General features: G+C 71.9%; 24 protein-coding genes. 2 read left to right on the top strand and 22 right to left on the bottom strand.

Features of this window, described 5'->3' with window-relative positions:
• The 4 genes from VFZ70_15495 to VFZ70_15510 all read right to left on the bottom strand — a co-directional run.
• Window positions 1-671, bottom strand: a 671-nt coding sequence (locus VFZ70_15495) for an ABC transporter transmembrane domain-containing protein (protein ID HEX6257212.1), incomplete at its 3' end; no start/stop codon positions are given.
• 138 nt (window positions 672-809) lie between these two features.
• The gene (locus VFZ70_15500; GenBank protein HEX6257213.1) at window positions 810-2066 is read right to left on the bottom strand and encodes a DUF6596 domain-containing protein; all 1257 of its coding nucleotides are present in this window, start codon (window positions 2064-2066) and stop codon (window positions 810-812) included.
• 81 nt (window positions 2067-2147) lie between these two features.
• Complete coding sequence (locus VFZ70_15505; protein HEX6257214.1) at window positions 2148-2504, bottom strand: YciI family protein; 357 nt, start codon at window positions 2502-2504, stop codon at window positions 2148-2150.
• Between the two features lie 110 nt (window positions 2505-2614).
• Window positions 2615-3499: a homogentisate phytyltransferase gene (locus VFZ70_15510; GenBank protein ID HEX6257215.1), complete on the bottom strand. Its 885-nt coding sequence runs from the start codon at window positions 3497-3499 to the stop codon at window positions 2615-2617.
• A 98-nt stretch (window positions 3500-3597) separates the two neighbouring features.
• Here VFZ70_15510 and VFZ70_15515 point away from each other — a divergent pair, with 98 nt between their 5' ends.
• Complete coding sequence (locus VFZ70_15515) at window positions 3598-4590, top strand: NDP-sugar synthase (GenBank protein ID HEX6257216.1); 993 nt, start codon at window positions 3598-3600, stop codon at window positions 4588-4590.
• 302 nt (window positions 4591-4892) lie between these two features.
• Window positions 4893-5384 (top strand): VOC family protein, encoded by a 492-nt coding sequence (locus tag VFZ70_15520; protein HEX6257217.1) that lies wholly within the window; start codon window positions 4893-4895, stop codon window positions 5382-5384.
• 266 nt (window positions 5385-5650) lie between these two features.
• On the opposite strand, the gene VFZ70_15525 is transcribed toward VFZ70_15520, so the two are convergent.
• From VFZ70_15525 to VFZ70_15610, 18 genes are all read right to left on the bottom strand, one after another.
• Window positions 5651-5890, bottom strand: coding sequence for a hypothetical protein (locus tag VFZ70_15525; protein HEX6257218.1), 240 nt, complete (start codon window positions 5888-5890; stop codon window positions 5651-5653).
• Window positions 5891-5949: 59 nt separating this feature from the next.
• Window positions 5950-6462, bottom strand: coding sequence for a Gmad2 immunoglobulin-like domain-containing protein (locus VFZ70_15530; GenBank protein ID HEX6257219.1), 513 nt, complete (start codon window positions 6460-6462; stop codon window positions 5950-5952).
• 99 nt (window positions 6463-6561) lie between these two features.
• Window positions 6562-7953, bottom strand: coding sequence for a ribosome biogenesis GTPase Der (der, locus tag VFZ70_15535; GenBank protein HEX6257220.1), 1392 nt, complete (start codon window positions 7951-7953; stop codon window positions 6562-6564).
• Complete coding sequence (cmk, locus tag VFZ70_15540; GenBank protein HEX6257221.1) at window positions 7950-8585, bottom strand: (d)CMP kinase; 636 nt, start codon at window positions 8583-8585, stop codon at window positions 7950-7952. Before cmk ends, der begins: the two co-directional genes overlap by 4 nt.
• Window positions 8582-9895 carry a 3-phosphoshikimate 1-carboxyvinyltransferase gene (gene aroA / locus VFZ70_15545; GenBank protein HEX6257222.1) on the bottom strand — a complete coding sequence of 438 codons (1314 nt, stop codon included), beginning with the start codon at window positions 9893-9895 and terminating at the stop codon, window positions 8582-8584. Before aroA ends, cmk begins: the two co-directional genes overlap by 4 nt.
• Complete coding sequence (locus VFZ70_15550; protein ID HEX6257223.1) at window positions 9892-10989, bottom strand: prephenate dehydrogenase; 1098 nt, start codon at window positions 10987-10989, stop codon at window positions 9892-9894. Before VFZ70_15550 ends, aroA begins: the two co-directional genes overlap by 4 nt.
• Before the next feature lie 194 nt (window positions 10990-11183).
• Entirely contained in the window at window positions 11184-11606 is a 423-nt protein-coding gene (gene aroH, locus VFZ70_15555; protein HEX6257224.1) for a chorismate mutase, read from the bottom strand.
• Window positions 11603-12391, bottom strand: a complete 789-nt coding sequence (locus VFZ70_15560; protein HEX6257225.1) for a pseudouridine synthase — start codon at window positions 12389-12391, stop codon at window positions 11603-11605. The genes aroH and VFZ70_15560 overlap by 4 nt, the downstream gene beginning before the upstream one ends.
• Window positions 12388-13029, bottom strand: coding sequence for an SMC-Scp complex subunit ScpB (gene scpB, locus VFZ70_15565; protein HEX6257226.1), 642 nt, complete (start codon window positions 13027-13029; stop codon window positions 12388-12390). Before scpB ends, VFZ70_15560 begins: the two co-directional genes overlap by 4 nt.
• The gene (locus VFZ70_15570; protein ID HEX6257227.1) at window positions 13026-13826 is read right to left on the bottom strand and encodes a segregation/condensation protein A; all 801 of its coding nucleotides are present in this window, start codon (window positions 13824-13826) and stop codon (window positions 13026-13028) included. Before VFZ70_15570 ends, scpB begins: the two co-directional genes overlap by 4 nt.
• Before the next feature lie 73 nt (window positions 13827-13899).
• Window positions 13900-15237 (bottom strand): thymidine phosphorylase, encoded by a 1338-nt coding sequence (locus tag VFZ70_15575; protein HEX6257228.1) that lies wholly within the window; start codon window positions 15235-15237, stop codon window positions 13900-13902.
• A gap of 79 nt (window positions 15238-15316) precedes the next feature.
• Window positions 15317-15700 carry a TraR/DksA C4-type zinc finger protein gene (locus VFZ70_15580; GenBank protein ID HEX6257229.1) on the bottom strand — a complete coding sequence of 128 codons (384 nt, stop codon included), beginning with the start codon at window positions 15698-15700 and terminating at the stop codon, window positions 15317-15319.
• A complete protein-coding gene (xerD, locus tag VFZ70_15585) occupies window positions 15700-16665 on the bottom strand; it encodes a site-specific tyrosine recombinase XerD (GenBank protein HEX6257230.1) in 966 nt (321 codons plus the stop codon). The genes VFZ70_15580 and xerD overlap by 1 nt, the downstream gene beginning before the upstream one ends.
• Window positions 16662-17786: an alanine dehydrogenase gene (gene ald / locus VFZ70_15590; GenBank protein HEX6257231.1), complete on the bottom strand. Its 1125-nt coding sequence runs from the start codon at window positions 17784-17786 to the stop codon at window positions 16662-16664. The genes xerD and ald overlap by 4 nt, the downstream gene beginning before the upstream one ends.
• 102 nt (window positions 17787-17888) lie before the next feature.
• Window positions 17889-18512 carry an NUDIX hydrolase gene (locus VFZ70_15595; GenBank protein ID HEX6257232.1) on the bottom strand — a complete coding sequence of 208 codons (624 nt, stop codon included), beginning with the start codon at window positions 18510-18512 and terminating at the stop codon, window positions 17889-17891.
• Complete coding sequence (locus VFZ70_15600; protein ID HEX6257233.1) at window positions 18509-20158, bottom strand: CTP synthase; 1650 nt, start codon at window positions 20156-20158, stop codon at window positions 18509-18511. The genes VFZ70_15595 and VFZ70_15600 overlap by 4 nt, the downstream gene beginning before the upstream one ends.
• Before the next feature lie 148 nt (window positions 20159-20306).
• Window positions 20307-21971, bottom strand: a complete 1665-nt coding sequence (gene recN, locus VFZ70_15605; protein ID HEX6257234.1) for a DNA repair protein RecN — start codon at window positions 21969-21971, stop codon at window positions 20307-20309.
• Between the two features lie 162 nt (window positions 21972-22133).
• Window positions 22134-23063 (bottom strand): NAD(+)/NADH kinase, encoded by a 930-nt coding sequence (locus tag VFZ70_15610; GenBank protein ID HEX6257235.1) that lies wholly within the window; start codon window positions 23061-23063, stop codon window positions 22134-22136.
• Window positions 23064-23070: the final 7 nt, after the last annotated feature.

Genomic DNA, 23070 nt, shown 5'->3' on the forward strand with positions numbered 1-23070 from the left:
GCGTACCGCCGCGACTGCGCTCCGATGCGCGCCTGTTCGCGCGTCTCCGCCGTGAACGCCTTGATGGTCGCCAGCCCCTGCAGGTTGTTCGACAGCATCGCGCTCAGCTGACCGGCACGTTCGCGCACCAGTGTGTAGCGCGGCTCCAGTGCGCGCTGGAAGCGCAGCGAGCCGAACACGATGACCGGCATGGGGAGGAACGCCAACCACGCAAGGTCGCCGATCAGCACGACGAACGCCGCGCCTACGAGGACCACCGTCGTGAGCAGCTGGAGGATCTCGTTGGCACCGACATCGAGGAACCGCTCGAGCTGGTTGACGTCGTCGTTGAGGACCGCCAGCAGCTCGCCGGTCTGGCGGTCCGAGAAGTACGCGATCTCGAGGTCCTGGACGTGCGCGTAGGTCTCCAGGCGCAGCTCGTGCTGGATGTCCTGCGCAAGGTTGCGCCACAGCACGCGGAACAGGTACTCGAACAGCGACTCGAGCATCCACACGACGGCGGTGACCGCTGCGAGCACCAGCAACTGGTCCCGCGGATCGACGACACCGAAGCGCGAGGCGATGAACGAGCCCTCGCCCTCGACGACGATGTCGACCGCGGCACCGATCAGGAACGGTGGCGCGAGATCGAACGTCTTGTTGAGCACGGACGCGACGGCAGCGGCGAGCATCCGCGGTCGATGGCGACCTGCGTGGCGCCAGAGACGGGCGAGCGGTTGGGAGCGGTCGTGGTTCGGCACCGATCCAGTGTGACGTCGCGACGCACCCGGGGCGGCCTGGACGGTCCAGGGGACTGCTGCCCGTCGCGGTCAGCGCAGCGCGGCCCTGCGACGCGCGAGCTCGCGACGCAGTGGTGCGTTGCCGGTGAGCTCGATCGCGGTCGTCAGCGCCGAGCGCGCGGGGGCGTGATGCTCCAGCCGCGTGAGCACCTCGGCGCGGGCCGCGTGGAAGTGCGAGAACTGGTCGAGCTGGTCCGCGAGCGCGTCGATGTCCGCGAGCGCGGCGCGCAGGTCCCCACCCTCCATCCGGGCGATCGCGCGGTTGAGCCGCAGCACCGGGTCGCCCGACCCGCCGATCAGCAGGTCGTACCAGCGGATGATCCGCCCCCAGTCGGTGGCGTCATACGACGTCGCCCGCGCGTGCTCGGCCGCGATCGCCGCCTGCAGGAGGTAGGGCCCGGCGACGCCGCCCGCCAAGGCGTCGTCGACGAGCGCGAGCCCCCGTGTGATGCGGTCCCGGTCCCACCGGCCGCGGTCCTGCTCCGCCAGCGGGACGGGACGGCCCGCGCGCCACCGCGCAGGTGACCGAGCGGCGGTCAGCAGCAGCAGGGCCAGCAGGCCCGCGTTCTCGATGTCGTCGTCGAGGCGTTCGTTGAGCAGCGCCGCCAGGCGGATCGCCTCGTCCTGCAGTTCCACGCGCTGCAGGCGCGCGCCGGTCGACGCCGTGTGGCCCTCGTTGAAGATCAGGTAGACGACGGCGCGCACCGCTGCCAGCCGCGGTGCCAGTTCATCGCCCTCCGGGACGGCGTAGGGGATCCCGGCGTCACGGATCTTGCGCTTGGCCCGACTGATCCGCTGCCCCATGGTGGGCTCGCTCACGAGGAACGCCCGCGCGATCTCGCCGGTCGTCAGCCCACCTACCACGCGCAGGGTCATCGCGACCTGCGCCTCGCGCGGAAGCGCGGGGTGGCAGGCCGTGAACAGCAACCGCAGTCGCTCGTCGGGGATCTCGGCCGGTTCGCCGGGTGCGGGCTCCTCCGCCACGGGGACGACCAGCAGCGGCGCGCGCCGCCGCTCGGTGCCCGCGCGACGAATCCGGTCGATCGCCCGCCGACGGGCCACAGCCAGCAGCCAACCAGCCGGTTCACGTGGCATGCCGTCGACGGGCCACCGCTCGGCGGCTGCGGCCATCGCGTCGCCCAGCGCATCCTCTGCCAGTTCGAAGTCGCGGAGCTGCGTGACCAGCACCGACAGGACCCGCGCGTGTTCCTCGCGGAACGTCTCGGCGAGGCGCCGGTGGGCTCCGAGCGCCTCGCCGAGCGGGGACCGTCGCGGCTCCTCAGTCACGTGGCCCGCTCCACCACGCACCGCCCGTCCGCATGTCCCGCGCGTCGCCGGTGACACGCGGACGTTGAGCGGACGCCGCGGTCACGCCTCCGGCATGTCGAACTCGAGCACGGGGCGGACCTCGACGGCACCCAGCGTGGGCAGCTTGGCGGCCCATGAGATCGCCGCATCGAGATCGTCCACGTCGATGAGGTAGTAGCCGTTGATGATCTCTTTGGTCTCCGCGAACGGCCCGTCGGTCGTGAGCGTGTCGCCACCCTCGACGCGTACGGTCGTCGCAGTGGTGGAGTCATGCAGCGCCTGGCCGTCGACGAGCGCCCCCGAGCTCCGCAGGTCCTCGGTGTACGCGAACCACCTGGCCATGTCGGCCTGCTGCTCCTCCTCGGACCACTGGTTGCGGATCCCCTCTTCCTCGGCGATCAGCAGCACGTACTTCATGGTGTTCCTCCTCGTCGTCGGGTCCCACCGGATGCGGGCCACGCATGACGTGGTCGCGCACGCCTGCCCGGTTTCGACATCCTCGACCGACATTCTTGCCGATCCGCCGTTCACGCCAGGAGGGCCGCGGAGGGCAGCATGACGTACTCGGCGTAGAACAGCGCCCAGATGACCAGGTAGAAGCGGGCGATCGACGGGCGTCGACGCAGGTCGACCCGCGTGCCCGCGGCCAGCAGGACGATCAGCGCGACGAGGTGCGCCACGGCGAGGACTCCGCCGTGCAGGCCGGGGACGCCGACCAGGCCGGCGACGATGACCGCGCCGTAGGCGAGCGCGAGCACCGCCAGTCCGAGGATGAGCACGCGCCGGGCTCCCAGCCGCAGCGTCAGGGTCCGCACGTGGAAGCGCCGGTCGCCGTCGGCGTCGGGGATGTCCTTGAACCAGGCGATCACCAGGCTGATGGCGAGCACGACCGCCGTCAGAACGATCAGCGGCGGGGAGAACGTCGGCGGCCCCCCGCTGCCGGTCGCGAAGTGCAGGTACAGCAGCAGGTTGACGACCAGGCCACGCACTCCGGCGATCGACAGCGCGGCCCACAGCGCGCTGCGCTTCAGCCGCAGCGGTGGCAGCGAGTAGGCCGTGCCGACCGCGGCACCGAGCGCGAAGGCGCCGAACGCGTAGGGGCCCACGCCCAGTCCGATCGCGGTGGCGAGCAGCGCCGAACCGATGACGAGCGCGCGGCCCTGCCGCATGGTCAACGCTCCGGACGCCAGCGGGAGCCACGGCTTGTTGATGCGGTCGATGTCGACGTCGGTCAACTGGTTGAGCCCCACGATGTAGACGTTGACCGCGAGGCTGCCGACGACGACGGCGGCGACGTCGATCGGAGCCGGGGCCGCACCGGTCTGCAGAGCGGCCAGGATCGCCAGAGCCAGCACAGACAACGTCGTGCCGATGATCGTGTGGGGACGGCTGAACGCCACCAGGCTCGCCACAGCACCATCCTGCCGTGCACCGCCGGCGCACACACCTGGGGAAACGCTGCATCGCGCAGGCGTTCGACAGGCGGACCGCGGTCCTATACGGTTCCGGCATGCGAGCAGTCGTCCTGGCGGGAGGCGGCGGGACGCGACTGCGACCGCTCACCGACACCGTGCCCAAGCCGATGGTCGAGTTCATGGGCCGTCCGTTCGTGGTGGGCCTCATGCTGCGCCTGGCCGGTGCGGGGATCGATCACCTCGACCTGCTCGTCGGCCGGCGGACCGACGACTTCGACGCGCTCGTCGCTGCGGGCGCACAGGTCGGCGTGACCGTCGCCGTCCACACCGAGGAGCGCCCGCTCGACACGGCGGGCGCCGCGCGCCGCCTGCTGCGCGGTTCGGGTGACCGCGACGTGCTCGTGAGCAACGGCGATCAGTTGACCGACCTCGACTACGCGGATCTGGTCGCGCGCCACCGCAAGACCGACGCGGTGGCCACCCTGACGCTGGCCCGCGTCGCCGACACGTCGAGCTTCGGCGTCATCGAGGTCGCCGCCGACGGCGCGGTGCACGCGTTCATCGAGAAGCCGCCACCCGGGACGACAGACGCCGACACGGTCAACGCCGGCACCTACGTGCTCGACGCGGTGGCCTTCGATCCGTTCCCCGGCGACGGCCCGCTGTCGTTCGAACGCGACGTCTTCCCAGGCCTGCTGGCCGACGGCACACTGGTGCGGGGCGAGCCGTACGACGTCCACTGGCAGGACCTGGGGACACCGCAGCGGTTCCGCGAGGGCTGCGCCGCCGTGCTCACGGGGCGCTGCGCCTGGCCGCTGCCGGAGTCGTTGATCGTGGGCGACGGCATGGCCGTGGACACGACCGCCAGGGTCGACCCGTCGGTCGCGCTGAGCGGACCCACGGTCGTGGGCGCCGGCGTCACCGTCGGCGCCGGCGCGCGCCTGCACGGCACCGTCGTCATGCACGGCGCGTCGGTTGGCGCCGGCGCGACCGTCATCGACGGCATCGTCGGGCCGGGCGCGGACGTGGACGCCGGGGCGAGTGTGGGGCCGGACGCCGTGATCGTCGCCGGTCCGGCCAGCCAATGACCGTCAGCCCCTCATCGCTGCGGAGACAGCCGGCGTGATCTCCTCGACCGGCAGCGCCCCGGTCAGGTCGGCGGCTCGGCGTTCGACGTGCATGCCGACGACGCGTCCACTGCGGTCGACCAGTGGCGCACCGACGGCACCTACGCCCGGCCTCCGCCGAACTCGACGACTCGGTCGCCGTCGCCCAGCTCGTCACCGAATGGAAGCCCACGGCCGAGGTGCACGCCGACCCCGAGCTGCGCGCCGCGCTGAACGTGACTGCTGCGTCGCACGTTCACACGACTGATCCTCGTACACGCCGGATGCCTGGCAGGAGCGACGCCGCCGACCACGACGCGATCGCGTCGCGCGTCGTCCTCCAGCACGCGGCCGACGATCGACTCTCAGGTTGTCTACGTACACTGACGGGCATGGCATGCCGCATCAGTGAGCTGGTCATCGATGCCGCCGACCCCGACCGGCTCGCCGCATTCTGGAGCAAGGTCCTCGGCTACGTCGAACTCGGCCGGGAGGACGACGGAAGCATCGAGATCGGGCCGCCCGACGCCGGCTTCGGCGGCCCGCAGCCCACCCTCGTCCTCAGCCCCAGCAGCGACCCGCGGACCGGAAAGCTCCGACTGCACATCGACGTCAACGCCACCGACCGCGACCAGGACGCCGAGCTGGAGCGGCTGCTCGCTCTCGGCGCCAGGCCCGTCGACGTCGGCCAGACCGGAACCGAGAGCTGGCACGTGCTCGCCGACCCGGAAGGCAACGAATTCTGCCTCCTGCACACCCGGCTCCAGCCCCTCTGACGACGTGCGTCCTGGCGCCAGCCGCTCGGCCGTTCGAGTGAGGCCGGGGGTTTGCTCGTCGGCGTCAGCGCCCGAGCGTGCGCTGGAGTTCCGCCTTGTTCATCGACGAGCGGCCGCGGAGGTTGTGGCGGCCGGCCTCCGCGTAGAGCTGGTCGTAGGTGGGGCCGTCGGCACCGGAGTGGGAGCGCTGGCCGCGGGCGGGCCGTCGGGGCCGACGGCGATGTCGACTGGCTGGTCGCGGTCGACTCCACGCTGGTGCGTGCCCATCACACACTGCCGACGCGCGCCACACGGGGGAACGCGACGACCTGGCCGGTTCCGACCCCTGCGAGGGCGAGGACCGCGACAATGACCTTCGCGTCCGAGCCTGCACCGGTCGTGTCAGAGGCACCGAGTTGCAGCAGCAGCAGACCCACGAGGAGGAGCACGATGAGCATGACGCCGCCGGCGATGAGCAGCGATCGTGGAGTCTGAAATGACCGGCGAACGCCGCCCTCGCTCATCATGCCCTCCTCGACGGGCGCATGAGGACGGTTGGGCCGTCCTACCGCCCGGAGCTGCAGGATCAGGGAACGAGCCCCTGGGGGATGCGCAGCACCTGACCGATGTCGATGAGGTCGGGGTCGGGCACCTGGTGGGCGTTGGCCGCGTGGATGACCGGCCACAGCCCGGCGTCGCCGTACTCGTCCTTCGCCAGCTTCGACAGCGTGTCGCCGGCCTTCACGGTGTGCAGGCGGTAGCCGTAGTACTCGTGGAGCAGCGCGATCCCGTACACGATCGGCCGGCGGACCATGCCGATCGGTGAGCCGTCCTGCGCCGACTCCTCGTAGACCTCGAGGAACCCGTTGCGGGTGGCGGGCTCGTGCTGCAGACCGATGTTGAACTTGAACGCCGCGTACACGCCGTTCGAGCCACCGGTGAAGAACTTCTTCGTGATGACCTTGTTGTTGCCGTCACGGAGGCGGACGGTCACCGTGCCCTCGAAGGCGGTGGAGTAGCCGGCCACGTGCACCGGGTTGTGCACGATGTCGTGCGGCCTGGGGTGGTGGACGATGATGTTGCGATGGCCCGGGGGCATGACGGATCCTCTCAGCAGTGGTCCCGCGCACGGACGTGCGCGACTGGATGTCACTGAACCAGAGATCCGACCGCCGCGTCCTGATACGTCTGGCCGATCTCAACCCCGCGACGCCGACCGGTGGCGGTCCTCGCGCACCCGCACGCCGATGCGCAGCGGCGTGCCGATGAACCCGTACTCCTCGCGCAGGCTGCGCTCGAGGTAGCGGACGTAGCTGTCGGGCACCGTCGCGTTGGAGAACACCCGGAACGTGGGTGGGCCGACGTCGACCTGGGTCGCGTAGCGCAGGCGGACCGTCCGTCCCCGAACCATCGGTGGGGCCGTCGCCGCCACGGCCTCGGCCAGCCACCGGTTCAGCCGTCCGGTCGTGATCCGCCGTGACCACTCGACGTGCACCTGGTCGATCACCGGGCCCAGCGTCTTCAGTCCGCGACCGGTGCGCGCAGACGTCCGCAGCAGCGGCGCGAACGACGTGAAGCCCAGCAGCCGGTCCAACTCGCGGTCGATGCGTTCGCGGCGGTCCTCGTCGACCAGGTCCCACTTGTTGAGCAGGACCACGAGCCCGCGGCCGGCGTCGATCACCTGCCGCGCGAGCCGCTGCTCCTGCTCCCCGACCGGCTCGGCGGCGTCGATCACCAGCAGCGCCACCTGCGCGCGATGGAGGGCGTCGACGGTACGCATCCGGCTGTAGTACTCGGTGTGATCCCCGCGGCGCCCCTTGCGCCGCAGACCCGCCGTGTCGATGAACCGGTACGACCCACCGCCCCGCAGGCGCAGCACCGAGTCGATGGCATCGCGCGTCGTGCCGGGCCGTTCGTCGACGATGACGCGCGGCTCGCCCGCCAGCCGGTTGAACAACGACGACTTGCCCACGTTGGGACGTCCCAGCAGCACGACCGCGGTCTCGTCCGATGGGCGCTCGCGAACGGCGACCTCGACCCCGTCGAGCCGATCGAGCACGGCGTCGAGCAGATCGCCCGAGCCCCGCCCGTGCAGCGCGCTGACGGGGAACGGCTCGCCCATGCCCAGTCCGTAGAGGTCGGCCAGTTGCGACTGCAGCAGCGCGTGGTTGCCGAGCTCGTCCGCCTTGTTGGCGACCAGCAGGACCGGTACATCGGCCGCACGCAGCCACCGCGCGACCATCGCGTCCTCCGCGGTGATGCCGACCGTCAGATCGACGACGAACATGATGACGTCCGCGTCGGTCGAGGCCACCTCGGCCTGGGCGGTCACCGCGTCGGCGAGGTGGTCGGTGCCATCGACGCCCGCACCGGCCCACCCACCGGTGTCCACGATGGTCAGTGCCCGTCCCGACCACACCGTGTCGTGCTCCGTGCGGTCACGTGTCACGCCGGGACGCTCCTGGGTGATCGCCGCCCGCCGCCCGATCAGCCGGTTGACCAGCGTCGACTTGCCCACGTTCGGTCGGCCGACGACGGCGACGACGGCCGTGGGGCCGTCACCGTCCGGGGGCACATGTCCAGTGCTCATCGTTCTGGCAGCAGGCTGACGATGGCGTCGACGACCGCGTCGACCGACAGGTCACCGGTGTCGATCACGACGGCGTCGTCCTCGAGGAACGTGTTGGGTCGGTCGGCGCGGTCGCGCGCGACGAGCTGGGTCGCCACGCGCTCGACGAACGCGGCGTCGACCGCGCCCTGCTGCGCGGCCCGCCGGGCGGCGCGCACCGTGGTCGGCGCGGTCAGCCACACCTTCAAGGTGGCGTCGGGCACGATGACCGAGGCCGCGTCCCGCCCTTCGACGACGGCGCCGCCCGCCGCGACCGCGGCGCGCTGCAGCGCCACCAGTCGGCGCCGCACGCCGGGGTGTGCCGCCACCGCCGACACGTGCGCCGTGACCTCGTCGGTGCGGATCGCCTGCTCGACGTCATGTCCGTCGAGCAGGGTGCGGTCGTCCCACCGGGCGATGCGGACGCGATCGAGGACGCCCGAAACGGCGGCGGCCGCCGCCGGGTCCGCGCCCGCACGCAGCACCGCCAGCGTCAACGCGCGGTAGAACGCGCCGGTGTCCACGTGCGGGATCCCCAGGCGGTCCGCCAGCGCCGCCGCGATCGTGGACTTGCCCGACCCCGCAGGCCCGTCGATGGCGATCACGGTGGTCATGTCCCGTCCCCCGCCCCGGCCGCGTGCCATCGGCACCCGAGCATCGACAGGTCGTGCCAGAACGCCGGGTACGTCTTCGCGACGCATCCCGGGTCGGCGATCGTCACGCCCGGCACGTGCGCGGCAAGGGCAGTGAAGGCCATCGCCAGGCGATGGTCGTCGTAGGTGCGCAGGACCGCCGGGCCGCGGGGCGTGCCCCCGTGGATGGTCAGTCTGTCGGCGGCCGCCTCGACGACGATCCCCAGGCGACCGAGCTCGGCGGCCAACGCCGCCAACCGGTCGGTCTCGTGCAGGCGTGCGACACCCACGTCGCGCAGCACGGACGTGGCGGGCGCCAAGGCCGCCAGAGCGGCGAACGTCGTGACCTGGTCCGGCATCGCGGCCAGCGAGACGTCGACGGGCCGCAGCCGGTCGGGACCGGCGATGGTCACACCGGCCGCGCCGGTGTCCACCGCGCACCCGAACGCGGCGAACACGTCGACGGCGGTGCCGTCGGGCTGGCGGGTCGGCACGGCGTTGGCGACCGTGACCGCGCCGCCCGTCGCGGCGGCCAGCGCGTGCAGGTGCGCCGCGGCGCTGGCGTCGTACTCCACCTCGACGTCTCTTGGGCGGTAGGTACCGCCGGCGTGCACCCGCCACCCGCCGTCGGTCCGCTCGACCCGCGCACCCGCTGCAACCATCAGGTCAACCGTCAGCGCGATGTAGTCGGTCGCCGAGCGTCCCCGAAGCCGGCACTCGACATCGGTCGCGGCGTACGGCGCGGCCAGGAGCACGGCGCTGGCGAACTGGCTCGACCGGTCGACGTCGATGTCGACGGGTCCTCCGGCGATGCCGCCGCCGGCGACCCGTACGGGCAACGCACCGTCATGGTCGTCCACCTTCGCGCCCAGCGTGCGCAGCGCGTCGACCAACGGACCGATCGGGCGGCGGCGCAGCGCCGGCGCCCCGTCGACCTCCGCGCCGTCGGCGGCCAGGGTGGCGATGGCCGTGACGAACCTGGCGGTCGTGCCCGACAGGCGCGCGTCGAGCCGCGCCCCCGGCGTGACGAGCGCGCCACCGGTGCCGCTGACGCGCCAGTCCGCGCCGTCGATGGTGACGTCCGCGCCCAGGGCGGCCAGGCACGCCGCCATCGCGCGGCTGTCGTCGCTGTCCAGCGGTGCGCGCAGGACACTGTCGCCGTCGGCGAGCGCCGCGATCACGAGGAGGCGGTTGGTCACGCTCTTGCTGGCGGGCGCACGGACGGCACCGCTGACCGGCCCGGCAGGCTGCACGGTGACCGCGGCCATGTCGAGGACGCCGGCGGTCGTCACAGCTGGCGCTCCCGGACGTCGTAACCCCGTTCCTTCAGGGCCGCGGTCGCGGTCGCGGCGTTGCCGACCCCGGCGACGATCAACCGCAGCGCACCGCGTCCGCCTTCGGCGGCGTGATCGATGCTGAAGTCCTCGATGTTGACCCCGGTCGCGCCGACACAGGTCGTCACCTCTGCGAGCACGCCGGGCCGGTCGGGGATCGGAAGCACGAGCTCGACGAGCGCACCCCCCGCGACCGTCTTGCGAGGGAGGCTGCGCCTCGCCCGCTGAGCCTCGGTGAGGACGCGGCGCAGCTCGGCGTCGTCCGCGTCGTCCACGATCGCGCGCAGGCGGGAGATGTCGGCCGCGTAGTCGTCCAGCACGGCGACGATGGCCTCGCGGTTCTCCGCACAGATGTCGAGCCACAGATCCGGGTTGCTCGCCGCCACGCGGGTGGCGTCGCGGAAGCCACCCGCAGCGAGCAGCAGCAGCCCGGCATGCTGCTGTCGGGCCTGGTCCGCCGCGAGGTTCATCAGCGTCGTGGCCGCCAACTGGGGCAGGTGACTGATCACGGCGACGAGCCGATCGTGGTGCACCGGGTCGACGGCCATCGGTCGGGCGCCGACGCCGGCAACCAATCGGTGCAACGTGCGGTAGGCCCCCGGATCGGTGTGCGTCGTCGGGGTCAGCAGATAGGTCGCCCCGACGAACAGCTCCGCGGTCGCGTGCTCCGGGCCGGCTTCGTGCGATCCGGCCATGGGATGCCCGCCGACCAGCCACACACGTCCGGGAAGCAGCTGCTGGAGCGTCGTGACCACCGGCATCTTCACGCTGGCCACGTCGGTCACGATCGCACCGTCCCGTAGCGCGGGTCCGATGGCATCCGCCACATCAGCGACCGCCGACACCGGCACGGCGAGCACGATCACGTCGGCATCGGCGACGGCCGCGTCCGGCGACAGCGCCGCGTCGGTCACACCGCCCCGCTGCAGCGCGGTCGACAACCGGTCGGTGTCACGGTCGTACCCGACGACCGCGTCGACCTCGTGCAGCTGCTGCAGCGCGAGACCGAGCGACGTGCCGATCAGGCCCGTCCCGATGATCGCTACACGCACGTGACTGCCAACTCCTCGTCGAGCACTCATGGTCTACGGCGGGCTGCTGCGCCGCCGGGCCTGGGCTTCGTCCACCCGCCGCTCCACTGCCGTGGCCCGTCCGACGTCACACGGTCATGGGGCATGGCGCGGCGCTGCTCGTGTCCTGTGTGCACTGTATGCCGTTGCGGACCGCCGCGAGCGTCAGGCGGGGCTCACTCGGGCAGGTCGCTGCGCAGCTGGCGGGCACCATGCAGGTATGCGTGGCGCAGCTCCACACGGCTGCGGCCCGTGTAGACGTGCGCCATGACCCGGATGCACAGCGGGATGTTGCTCGGCCCGTCGATGGGCAGTTCACGCGCGCACAGCATCGGCACGTCGGAGATGCCCGCTGCCCGCACCGCCGCGGCCGGGAACTCGCTGTGAATGTCATCGGTCGCGGTGAAGATCAGGCTGACCAGGTCCGCCGAGCCGAGGTCGTTGCGCTCCAGCATCGCGGCGAGCAGCTCGGTCGTGCGTGACAGCACCTGTTCGCGCGTGTCGGCCTCCAGGGTCGTCGCACCGCGCAGGGCCGCGACCCGCGGCTGGGCGCGCGGTGGTGTGGTCAGGTCCGTCGACGGCATCATGTCGGTGCTCACTGCCCGTGGTCCTCGTGGTCGTCCGGCGCGTCGTCGGCGTCCGCATCGCCGAGGCGGACGGCGGCGTACAGGTCCGCGACCTCCCGGCCGGTCAACGGACGCACCCTGCCCTGGCCCATGTCGCCGAGCGACAGCGGACCCAGCTTGACGCGGGCGAGACGCTCCAGTGTGAGCCCGGCCGCACCCAGCATGCGCCGCACCAGCCGGTTGCGGCCCTCGGTGACCACGATCTCCAGCAATGTCTCGTCCCTGGCCGAGGCCAGCGTACGCACCGACGTCGCGGCCGCCACCCCGTCGGACAGTTCGACCCCGTCGGTCAGCATGCGCAGCGTCTGCCGCCGCACCGTCCCGCGCACCTGCGCGACGTACGTCTTGGGGATCTCGTAGCTGGGATGCGTGAGGCGCTGCGCCAGCGGTCCGTCGTTGGTCAGCAGCAGCAGGCCCTCGGTGTCGGCGTCGAGACGCCCGACGGGGAACACGCGCGGCGACGACGCGACGTAGTCACCCACGGTCGGGCGCTGCTGCGGATCGTGCATCGTCGTGACGACCCCGCGCGGCTTGTTGAGCAGGTAGTGGACCAGCTCCGGGTTGGTGAGCACGCGCACGCCGTCGACCGTCAACACGTCAGCGGCCGCGTCGGCCCGGTCGCCCAACCGCACCACCTCGCCGTTGACCCGGACCCTCCCCGCCGCGATCAGGGCCTCGCACTGCCGCCTGCTGGCGACGCCGGCGGCGGCCAGGACCTTCTGCACCCGCTCGCGGCCGACGGGGCGTCCGGCCGTCATGGCGCCGACTGCTCGGGCGCCACCGGTGACCCGTTGCGGCTCAGATCGCGGCGCGCCTGACGGTAGCCGTCGATGGTCGGCTCGTCGGGTGGCGGCCCCGGTGGCGCGAACACGCTCAACGCGGGCAGTTCAGCCACGGAGCCCAGGCCGAGCTGCTCGAGGAACGTCGTGGTCGTCGCGTACAGCACGGGCTGACCGGGCGTGTCCTCGCGCCCGACCGCCTCGATCAGGTCGCGGCTGAGCAACGTGCGGACCGCGCCGTCGGCGTCGACACCACGGATCTGGGAGATCGTGGCACGCGTCACTGGCTGCTTGTAGGCCACGACCGCCAGCGTCTCGAGCGCCGCGCGCGACAACCCGCCGGACCGACCCCGGGTGACCCAGCGTTCGACGTAGTCGGCAGCCTGCGGGGCCGTGTACAACCGCCAGCCACCACCGACCTCGCGGAGCACGAAGCCGTGTCCCTGGTCGAGGTACTCCCGCCGCAGCCCGCGGAGCGCATCGACGACCTGCTGCTCGCCCACCTCGAGGACCTGCGCGAGCGTGTTGGCGGGCACCGGCTCCTCGACGACCAGCAGGATCGCCTCGAGTCCCAACCGGAGCTCCGGATCGAGCTCCGCGTCACCGGCGGCGGTCATCGGGCGCCGTGCGTGGCCAACGGCCGGCGGGTGGCCGGATCGGCGCCGCCTGCGTCCGCCGCGCCATCCTCGGTCGACTCGATCACGAGGTCACCGAAGTGCGTCGACTGGAACACGTCGATGTGCTCGTCCTTGTACAGCTCCAGCACCGCGAGGAACGCGACCGCGACCTCCACCCGGGTGGTGTACGCGCTGGTCAGCGATCGGAAGGTGCCGCGTCCGCCAGCGACGACGAGGCGGTCCAGCAACTGCTGCGACGCCTGGCCCACCGTCATTGGGATCGGCGGCAGATGTGACGTGTCGACCGGCCGCTCGCGCTCGGCCTGCCGCGCGAGCAGATCGGCGTAGAACCGCGCGAGATCATCGGGTGATGCCGCCACGTCGACCGGCGGCACGGATCCGACGAAGCGCTCCTCGAGCGCGACCTCGCGTGGGATGTAGCCCCGCTGATCGGCCAACCGACCGCCGAGGAACGCCGCCGCCTCCGAGAAGACCTGGAAGTCCAGGAGTCGCGCGTACAGCAGATCGCGGGCGTCCATCGCCAGCTCGTCGAGCTCCGGTTCCTCGTCGGTTGGCAGCAGCCGCGCGGCCTTCAGCTCCACCAGCGTCGACGCGATCACGAGGAACTCGGTCGTCGCCTCGAGGTCGAGGGTGTCCATCGTGCGCACAACCGCGAGGTAGTCGTCGGTGATGTCGGCCAACGCCACGTCGTAGACGTCGACCCGGCGTTGCGCGATGAGCTTCAGCAGCAGGTCGAACGGGCCTTCGAAGTCACCGACAGTCACGGTGTACGCCATGGCGCGTCAGTGTAGGGCAGCGCGGGCCACGAACGCAGGAGGCGTCGTTGTCCGGGTGCACCGGGGTGCCGTCTCACCCGAGCAGCACCCGCGACAGGATGACGTCACGCGGCGCACCGTCGCCGAACGTGATGGCGTCCTGTATGCCGTCGACGGCCCGCTGCGCGGCTTCGGCTGTGCGCGCGTGCACCGTGGCCAACGGCTGACCGGCCTCGACGCGGTCGCCGATCTCGACACCGAGCACCACGCCCACGGCGGGGTCAACTTCGTCGCCCTTGCGGGCGCGACCCGCGCCCAGCCGTGCGACCGTCTCACCCACGTGTCGCGCGGACAGCGCCGCAACGGTGCCACCGGCCGTCGCGACGACGTCACGCTGGATGGGCGCAGACGGCAGGATCGCGTCGGGATCGTTGCACACCTCGGCGTCGCCGCCCTGGGCCGCGATCATCCGCTCGAGCCGCTCGAACGCCTCGCCGCGCTCCCAGCGGCGGATCAGGTCCTGGCGGACGACGTCCGCGGCGTCGCCGCCACCGTCCTGCGGCCTGGCCTCCGACAGCGCGACCGTCGCCAACTCGAGCGCGACCTCCGCCAGGCGGCCCTCGGGCGGCGACCGCAGCAGCCGGATCGCCTCGTCGACCTCGAGCGCATTGCCGATCTGCCGACCCAGCGGCTGATCCATGTCGGTGACCAGCGCGGCACAGCGCCGGCCGGCGTCCTGCGCAAGCTCGACGCACAGCTCCGCCAGTTCCTCGGCTCGGTCCGTGTCGGCCATGAAGGCCCCGTCCCCCGCCTTGACGTCGAGCACGATGGTCGAGGCGCCGGCCGCCAGCTTCTTGCTCATCACTGACGAGGCGATCAACGCGGTCGACTCGACGGTGCCCGTCAGGTCGCGCAGCGCGTACAGCGTCCGGTCGGCCGGGACCAGGCGCTCGGTCTGGGCGGCCACCACGCAGCCGACGTGCTCGACGATCTCCAACATGCGCGTCGGGTCGAGCGACACGTCGAAGCCCGGGATGGACTCGAGCTTGTCGAGGGTGCCCCCCGTGTGGCCGAGGCCGCGGCCCGAGAGCTTGACCATCTGCCCTCCGGCGGCGGCGACCAGCGGCGCGACGATCAGCGTGGTGCCGTCACCGACGCCGCCCGTCGAGTGCTTGTCGATCGTGGGGCCCTCGAGCGAGGACAGGTCCAGCGTCTCGCCACTCTCCCAGAGGATCGTCGTCAACGCCTTCGCCTCGGCTGTCGTGAACCCCCGGATGACGCCCGCCATCAACAGCGCGGCGATCTGTGCCTCGCTGACATCGCCGCGCAGCATGCCCTCGACGAGCGTGCGCAGCTGCCGTTCGCTCAGCTCGAGCCCATCACGCTTGCGCCCGATGAGCTCGCTGGGCAGCAGGCCCTCCTGATCGGTCACGTCCTCACCTCGTGCGTCTGGTCGTCTGCATCGTTGCGCGCACCGGTCGGTGGTGTCATCGCGCACCTTCATCATCTCGCTACGGAAGTGCCGCACACTCCACACACCGCACGCTCATGGGACGCGCCTCCAGACGCGACGGCGCGATGGGCTTCCCGCACCGCTCGCACGTCCCGTACAAGCCGTCGTCGATGCGCTCGAGCGCGCGCTCGACGTCGGCGAGCCGCTGGTTGGCCTGCTCGATGAGGGTCAGTGTCTCGGCGCGCTCGGCGGTCGCGCTGGCGGAGTCGGCGAAGTTGTCGTCGATGTCGCCGAGCTGGCGGACCTTGCGGCTGTCCGGGTCCGCCCCGAGCTGACGCAGCTCGGTCAACAGCTCGTCGCGGCTCCCGTCGAGCTGGGCACGGTACGTCTCGAGTGTCTGGGCGTCCATGGTCGGTGTCCACTCCTCGTGGTGCGCCGTCATCAGCGCTCGGGTGTCGCGGGCAGGCTCGCCGCCGCCCGGGGGTGCGCGCGCTCGTACACGGTGCGCAACCGTGTGGTCGACACCTGGGTGTAGATCTGTGTCGTGTTGACGCTCGCGTGGCCGAGCAGTTCCTGCACGACGCGCACGTCCGCACCCCCGTCGAGCAGGTGCGTGGCGAACGAGTGCCTCAGTGTATGTGGCGACACCACCTCGCCGAGGCCCGCCCGTTCGGCGTGGCGCTTGACGATCTTCCAGGCACCCTGCCGGGTCAGCCGCCCACCGCGTTGGTTGCAGACCAGCCACGGACCGGACGCGCCCAGGGCCGGACGCGCCCGCACCAGCAGCGCGTCGACCGCGCGCGCGGCCGGTCGCCCGAACGGCACGATGCGCTCCTTGCGGCCCTTGCCCAGGCACCGCACCGTGCGCAGCGTCAGGTCGACGTCGTCGACGTCGAGGGCCACCAGTTCGGAGATGCGCAGCCCGGCCGAGTAGAGCAGCTCGAGCATGGCGCGGTCACGGACCACAGCGGGCCCGTCCCCGGACGGAGCACCGAGAAGCCGCTCCACCTGCGGCTGCGTGAGGGCACGCGGCAGGTTGCGCGGCAGGCGTGGGGCGCTGAGGTCCTGTGCGGGGTCGGTGTCGGTCAGCCCCTCCGCGACCAGGAAGCGGTGGAAGCCGCGTACCGCCGCGACCGTGCGGGCGATCGACCGCGGCGCGTAGGCGGTCCCCCGCGCGTTCGATGTGCTCCGCAGCCACGGGACCAGTCCGCGCACCACCGCGGCATCGACGGTGGTGGGGTCGGTGACACCATGCGATGCCAGGTACGTCTGGTACAGGCGCAGGTCACGACGGTAGGCCGCCAGGCTGTGCTCGGACAGCCCCCGCTCGACGATGAGGAAGTCGAGGAACCGCGCGCCGTGGACCGGAAGCGCGTCGCCGGGACGACCTGGTGGACCGTCGCTCATCGTCCGTCCGGTCCGAGCACCTCCACCGCCGGATGCGCGGTGAGACCGTGGGCCTCCGCGACGCCGTGGTTGGTCACCACGCCGCGCGCGACGTTGACCCCGGTGGCGATGTGTGGATCCCCGATGCTGGCGACGATGCCGGCGTCCGCCAGGCGGGCCGCGTAGGGCAACGTCGCGTTCGTCAAGGCGTACGTCGACGTCCTGGGCACCGCACCCGGCATGTTGCCGACGCAGTAGTGCACCACGTCGTGGACCACGAACGTCGGATCCGTGTGCGTGGTGACCCGGCTGGTGTCGACGCATCCCCCCTGGTCTATCGAGATGTCGACGATCACGGCGCCCCGGCGCATGGATGCGACCATCTCCTCGGTGACGACGGACGGGGCGCGTGCGCCGGGCACGAGCACCGCGCCGATGACCACGTCCGACTCGGCGACCTGTTCCTCCACCGTCAGGCGGTTGGAGGCCAGCGTCGTGATCCGGCCCTTGTGGATGGCGTCGATCGACCGCAGCTTGTCGGCGTCGAGATCCAGCACGCGCACGTGGGCCTCCATGCCGGCGGCGACCCACGCGGCGTTGCGCCCCGCCGTGCCGGCGCCGATGACGAGCACGCGCGCCGGCAGCACGCCGGGGACGCCACCCATCAGGACGCCCATGCCGCCCTGGGGACGCTCCAGCTCGTGGGCGCCGACCTGGGGCGCCATGCGCCCCGCGACCTCGCTCATTGGGGCGAGCAGCGGCAGCCGCCCGAGCCCGTCGGTGACGGTCTCGTAGGCGATGGCGGTGGTGCCGGCATCGATCAGCGCGTCGGTGAGGGGACGATCCGCCGCCAGGTGCAGGTACGTGAACAGCGTCAGGTCGTCGCGCAGGTGGCGGTACTCGGATGCGACCGGCTCCTTGACCTTGAGGACGAGCTCGGCGGTGTCCCACACGGCGTCGGCGTCATCGACGATGGTCGCACCGGCGTTGCGGTAGTCGTCGTCGGTGAGCGACGACCCGAGACCCGCCCCGGACTGGATGCGCACCTCGTGGCCGTCCACCGACAGTTCACGCGCGCCGGCGGGAGTCAGCGCGACGCGATCTTCAGAGTCCTTGATCTCGGTCGGCACTCCGATGCGCATGCCTGTGGCCCTTTCACCGCCGCGACCGGACGAACCCGGTCCGGGCACCGTCGGCCGCGAGGCCGATCGTGGCGGCACGGCTCCGGGCACGCCGGCCGCAGTCTACGCCCCGTGGTGCCCGCAACCAGCGACGAGCAGCAGGCCGATCACGGTCTTGGCGTCGGCGATCTCGCCGCTGCGCGCCCTGGCGATCGCCTCCGCCAGCGGTACGCGCAGCACCGCCATGTCGGCCTCCTCGGCCTCCGCGACGAAGTCGTCGGGCGTGCTGGGCTGCAGGTCGTGGCCGACGAACACCGTCGTCGACTCGTTCGTCCAGCCCGCCGAGTTCCAGAACCGCGTCAGCAGTTCGAGGCGGCCGGCGGTCATGCCGATCTCCTCGGCCAGCTCGCGCTGGGCGGCCTCGTCCTCCGACTCGCCCTCCACGTCCAGCAGGCCCGCGGGGATCTCGAGCTCGTAGCGGCGCACCGCGTGGCGGTACTGACGCACCAGCACGACCTCGTCGGCGGCGGTCAGTGGTACCACGGCGACCGCGTCGGGCCGGTGCGCCACCTCCCGCGTCGCCACGTCGCCACCCGGCATCCGCACCTCGTCGACCCGAACCGTCGACATGACGCCCTCGTAGTGGACGTGCGAGTCGACGACGGGGAAGCGGTCGGCGTCGTCGCCGGCCGGCGGCGCGGACGCGGCCGTGCGCGACCGCCAGCCCGCGGGATCACCGTCGGTCACGCCGGGACCTCCTGCAGGTGCGGCTCCGGCAGCCGGCCGGCCTGGGCCAGCATCCGCTCGCGCGCCGCGCCGACGAACCCGTCGAACAGCGGCTGCGGACGGTTGGGGCGCGACTGGAACTCCGGGTGGAACTGGCTGCCGACGAACCATGGATGGTCGACGAGCTCGATCATCTCGACCAGGCGCTCGTCGGGGCTGAGGCCCGAGAAGCGCATCCCGGCGGCCTGCAGGGGCGCGCGGTAGCGGTTGTTGACCTCGAGGCGGTGGCGGTGGCGTTCGTACACGACGGGCTCGTCGTACACCTCCGCGGCGTGCGTGCCGGGCGTGACCTTGCACGGGTAGGTGCCGAGCCGCATCGTGCCGCCCTTGTGGGTGACCGCGTGCTGATCGGCCATCAGGTGCACGACCGGCTCGGGCGTGCCCGGGTCGAACTCGCTGGAGTTCGCCTCCGCGAGGCCGAGCACGTTGCGCGCGAACTCGACGACGGCGACCTGCAGCCCGAGGCAGATGCCCAGGAACGGGATGTGCCGCTGACGGGCAACGCGCACGGCTGCGATCTTGCCCTCGATGCCGCGCACGCCGAAGCCGCCGGGCACCAGCACCCCGTGCGCGCTGGCCAGCGTACGTTCCGCGGTCGCGTGGTCGACGAGGTCGTCCGAGGCGACCCACTGGATGTCGACGTCGACGCCATGGCGCACGCCGGCATGGCCGAGCGCCTCGACGACCGACAGGTACGCATCGGGCAGCGACGTGTACTTGCCGACGAGCGCGATGCGCACGGTGTCGTCCGGGTGCATCGCCCGATCGACCATCGCCGCCCACTCGTCGAGCTGCGGCTCGACGGCGGGGTCCAGGCCGACGCGGCGGACGATGAAGTCGTCGAGCCCCTCCTCCCGCAGCAGCAGGGGCACCGCGTAGATCGTCGCGGCGTCGTGCGCGCTGACGACACCGTCGAGATCGACGTCGCTCAGCATGGCGATCTTGCGCTTGAGCTCTGGTGGCAGGGGACGGTCGCTGCGGCAGACCACCGCATCGGGCTGGATGCCGATGCTGCGCAGCTCACGCACCGAGTGCTGTGCGGGCTTGGTCTTGAGCTCGCCGGTCGGGCCGATGAACGGCACCAGCGCCACGTGGACGTAGCAGATGTTCTCGCGACCCACGTCGTAGCGCAGCTGGCGGATCGCCTCGAGGAACGGTAGCCCCTCGATGTCGCCGACGGTGCCACCGACCTCGGTGATGACCACGTCGGTGTCGTCGGCGAGCGCCAGGATCCGCGCCTTGATCTCGTCGGTGATGTGGGGGATGACCTGGACGGTGCGGCCGAGGTAGTCGCCGCGACGTTCCTTGGCGATCACGGCCGAGTAGATCTGACCGGTCGACACGCTGGAGTCCCGCCGGAGGTTCTCGTCGACGAACCGCTCGTAGTGCCCCAGGTCGAGATCGGTCTCGCCGCCGTCCTCGGTGACGAACACCTCGCCGTGCTCGAACGGGTTCATGGTGCCGGGGTCGACGTTGACGTACGGATCCAGCTTCTGGAGCGTGACCCGCAGGCCCCGTGCCTTCAGCAGTCGCCCGAGCGACGCGGCGGTGATCCCCTTGCCGAGGGAGGAGCTGACGCCACCGGTGATCAGGATGTGCTTGGCCATGACACGCTCCGAAGCCGAGACGGTATGGATGTCACACGTCGAGGAGCGGCCACCGGGCGCACGACGGGTGCAGGTGGTGCAGCCTCTTCATACGCTAGCAGCGACCCGGCGTCGCGACCAAGCACCCGCGCCGTCCGGGCCCACGGGCTCACCTGCGGGCGACCGTGGCCAGCAGCTCGTCGGCGTGCCTGGCCGCGACGTCGCCGACCGCCGACCCCGATAGCATGCGGCTGAGCTCGTCGACGCGGGCGTCGCGGTCCAGAGGGTGCACCTGCGACCGCGCGCGCCCGTCGACCGTGTCCTTGGTCACCTGGAAGTGGGCGTCGGCGTGCGCGGCGAGCTGCGCGGAGTGCGTGACACACAGCACCTGCCGACCCTGTGCCAGCGCTGCCAGCTTGGCACCGACGGCGCGGGCGACGTCACCGCCGATGCCGGCGTCGACCTCGTCGAACACCAGGATCGGCGTGTCGTCGGCATCGGCGAGCGCCAGCCGGAGCGCGAGCGCGATCCGGCTGCGCTCGCCGCCCGACGCGAAGCGCCCGAGCTCGAGCGCCGGCTCGCCCGCGTTGGCGGCGAGCCGATACTCGACGCGGTCGGCGCCGTCGGGGCCCGGCGCGATCGCCGTCAGGTGGATGTCCAGGCGCGCGTCCGGCATCGCCAACTCGTCGAGATGTCCGCCCACCGCCTGCTCCAGCCGCTTGGCCGCCACCGTGCGCGCGTCGCGCAGCGCGGTCGCGGCCTGCGCCACGTCGTCCTCGAGCCGGGCGAGCTCGGCGGCCAGCCGTTCCTCGCGCGCGTCGTCGGTGGACAGCTCGGCGATCCGTGCCCGCGCGCGTTCGGCGTAGGCGACGACCTCGCCGGCATCGGCCCCGTACTTGCGGACGAGCTGCGCGATCGCCGACCGACGGACGCGCAGCGTGTCCAGCCGCTGGGGATCGACCGCCACATCGGTCGCGTAGCCGCCCAGCTCCAGACCGAGGTCCTGCGCCTCGGCAGCGACCTGCTCCACCCGCTCGTGCAGTGCGTCCAGTGCGGTGTCGACCCCGCTGAGCGCCCGCAGCTGTGCGACGGCCGCACCCAGCGCGTCGCGCGCACCACCCTCTCCGGTCAGCAGCTCCGCCGACTGGCGGGCGGCCAGCATCAGGCCCTCGGCGTGCTCCAGACGCCTCAGCTGTGCGTCGAGCTGATCCTCCTCGCCCGGCGTCGGCTCGACGGCATCGATCTCATCGAGCTCGTGGCGCAGGCGGTCCTGCTCGCGCACCCGCTCCCTGCGGTCAGCCCGCAACGCCTCGAGGTCGCGTCGCGCCTCGACACAGGCGACGTACGCGGCGCGGTAGCTGCGGACCGCCGCGGCGACCGCGTCGCCGCCGAACCGGTCGAGCAGCTCGCGCTGGGCCGACGGCGTCGTGAGCCGTGTGGAGTCGGACTGACCGTGCATCTCGATCAACCCGTCGGTCACGTCGCGCAGTGCGGAGACCGGAGCGAGCCGTCCACCGATCCGCGCGCGGCTGCGCCCCCCGCCGTCCGCGGCGGCGAGCTCCCTGGTCAGCACGAGCTCGTCGTCATCGTGGGTATCGAGCCACTCGATGGCGGCCGGCGGTGCCGGGCGCAGCCGGGCCTCGGTGATCGCGACGCGTGCGCCGGTACGGACCAGCGATGCGCTGGCGCGCGCGCCACCCAGCAGCTCCAACGCCGAGACGATGATCGTCTTGCCCGCGCCGGTCTCGCCGGTCAGCACCGTGAGCCCGGGCGCGAGGCACAGCGTGACGTCCTCGATGACACCGAGGTCGCGCAGGTGCAGTTCGTCCAACATGTCGTCCCGTCCCGATCCGGGCGCCGGGGCGCCCCGAGGCCGTGGTGCACGGTGTCGGACGGTCGTCGACGACCACCGACGGATGGCATCCTACCGATCACATGTTCGATCGCGATGCAGCGGTACCGCGCCGGTGGGGACCAGTCACTTGCGACCCACCGTTCAGAGCAGACCGAACTTCTCGCGGATGCGGTCGTAGAAGTCGAACGGCATCAGCCGCGCCATCCGCACCGGAGCCGCGCCGCGGGTGACCCGTACCTGCCCGCCCGGCGGCACGGCGCGCGACTCCCGTCCGTCGAGGCTGACGACACACGGGTTGCGGCCCTCGGCCCCAGGGCTGATGGTGATGACCTCGGTGGGATCGACCACGATCGTCCGGTCGAACAGCGTGTGCGGTGCGACCGGTGTCAGGACGAGGGCCTCGACCAGCGGCGAGAGGATCGGCCCGCCCGCGCTGAACGCGTACGCCGTCGATCCCGTCGGACTCGCGCAGATCAACGCGTCGGCGGGGATGCTGGTCAGGTGGGTCGAACCGACCGCGACGTCGAGCACGATCAACCGCTGGGGCTCGCGCCGTTCGACCGATGCGTCGTTGAGCGCCCAGCTCTCCACCACCACATCGCCGTTGGGATCGAGGACGGTGACCGCCAGCGTCATGCGGTCCTCGATGTCGTAGTCGCCCGCGGCCAGTCGCTCGAGCGCCCACGGCACCTGCGGCACCTCGCACTCGGACAGGAAACCGAGCCGCCCGAGGTTGACGCCCAGCAGCGGTACGCCGCCGTCGCGCGAGAGATACGCCGCGCGCAGGAACGTCCCGTCGCCGCCGAACACCAGCACGACGTCGAGGTCGAGCGAGAACCGTTCGGGCGCGACGACCTCCATCACGTCAGACGAGGGCCAGTCGTCGGTCTTGCACCCGACGACCCGGAACCCGGACGCGTCCAGATGTCGTGCCGCCGCCATCGCCGCAGCGCGCGCCGTGTCCCGCGCGGGGTGGACGATCACGCCGAACCGGCGCGCGGGCCGACGTGCGCGTCGCCGGAGACGGTCGATGTCGCCCACGACGGGTGCATCCGAGTCGTGAGAGGTCACCACGCGA

It is taken from the genome of Euzebyales bacterium, assembly GCA_036374135.1.
GTDB lineage: Bacteria > Actinomycetota > Nitriliruptoria > Euzebyales > JAHELV01 > JAHELV01.

Coding starts and splice junctions, on each gene's coding strand:
- VFZ70_15505 (HEX6257214.1), bottom strand. CDS start 2,504: ATGAAGTACGTGCTGCTGATCGCCGAGGAAGAGGGGATCCGCAACCAG.
- VFZ70_15515 (HEX6257216.1), top strand. CDS start 3,598: ATGCGAGCAGTCGTCCTGGCGGGAGGCGGCGGGACGCGACTGCGACCG.
- VFZ70_15520 (HEX6257217.1), top strand. CDS start 4,893: ATGCCTGGCAGGAGCGACGCCGCCGACCACGACGCGATCGCGTCGCGC.
- VFZ70_15525 (HEX6257218.1), bottom strand. CDS start 5,890: ATGATGAGCGAGGGCGGCGTTCGCCGGTCATTTCAGACTCCACGATCG.
- VFZ70_15530 (HEX6257219.1), bottom strand. CDS start 6,462: ATGCCCCCGGGCCATCGCAACATCATCGTCCACCACCCCAGGCCGCAC.
- der (HEX6257220.1), bottom strand. CDS start 7,953: ATGAGCACTGGACATGTGCCCCCGGACGGTGACGGCCCCACGGCCGTC.
- cmk (HEX6257221.1), bottom strand. CDS start 8,585: ATGACCACCGTGATCGCCATCGACGGGCCTGCGGGGTCGGGCAAGTCC.
- VFZ70_15560 (HEX6257225.1), bottom strand. CDS start 12,391: ATGACGGCCGGACGCCCCGTCGGCCGCGAGCGGGTGCAGAAGGTCCTG.
- scpB (HEX6257226.1), bottom strand. CDS start 13,029: ATGACCGCCGCCGGTGACGCGGAGCTCGATCCGGAGCTCCGGTTGGGA.
- VFZ70_15570 (HEX6257227.1), bottom strand. CDS start 13,826: ATGGCGTACACCGTGACTGTCGGTGACTTCGAAGGCCCGTTCGACCTG.
- VFZ70_15580 (HEX6257229.1), bottom strand. CDS start 15,700: ATGACGGCGCACCACGAGGAGTGGACACCGACCATGGACGCCCAGACA.
- xerD (HEX6257230.1), bottom strand. CDS start 16,665: ATGAGCGACGGTCCACCAGGTCGTCCCGGCGACGCGCTTCCGGTCCAC.
- ald (HEX6257231.1), bottom strand. CDS start 17,786: ATGCGCATCGGAGTGCCGACCGAGATCAAGGACTCTGAAGATCGCGTC.
- VFZ70_15600 (HEX6257233.1), bottom strand. CDS start 20,158: ATGGCCAAGCACATCCTGATCACCGGTGGCGTCAGCTCCTCCCTCGGC.
- recN (HEX6257234.1), bottom strand. CDS start 21,971: ATGTTGGACGAACTGCACCTGCGCGACCTCGGTGTCATCGAGGACGTC.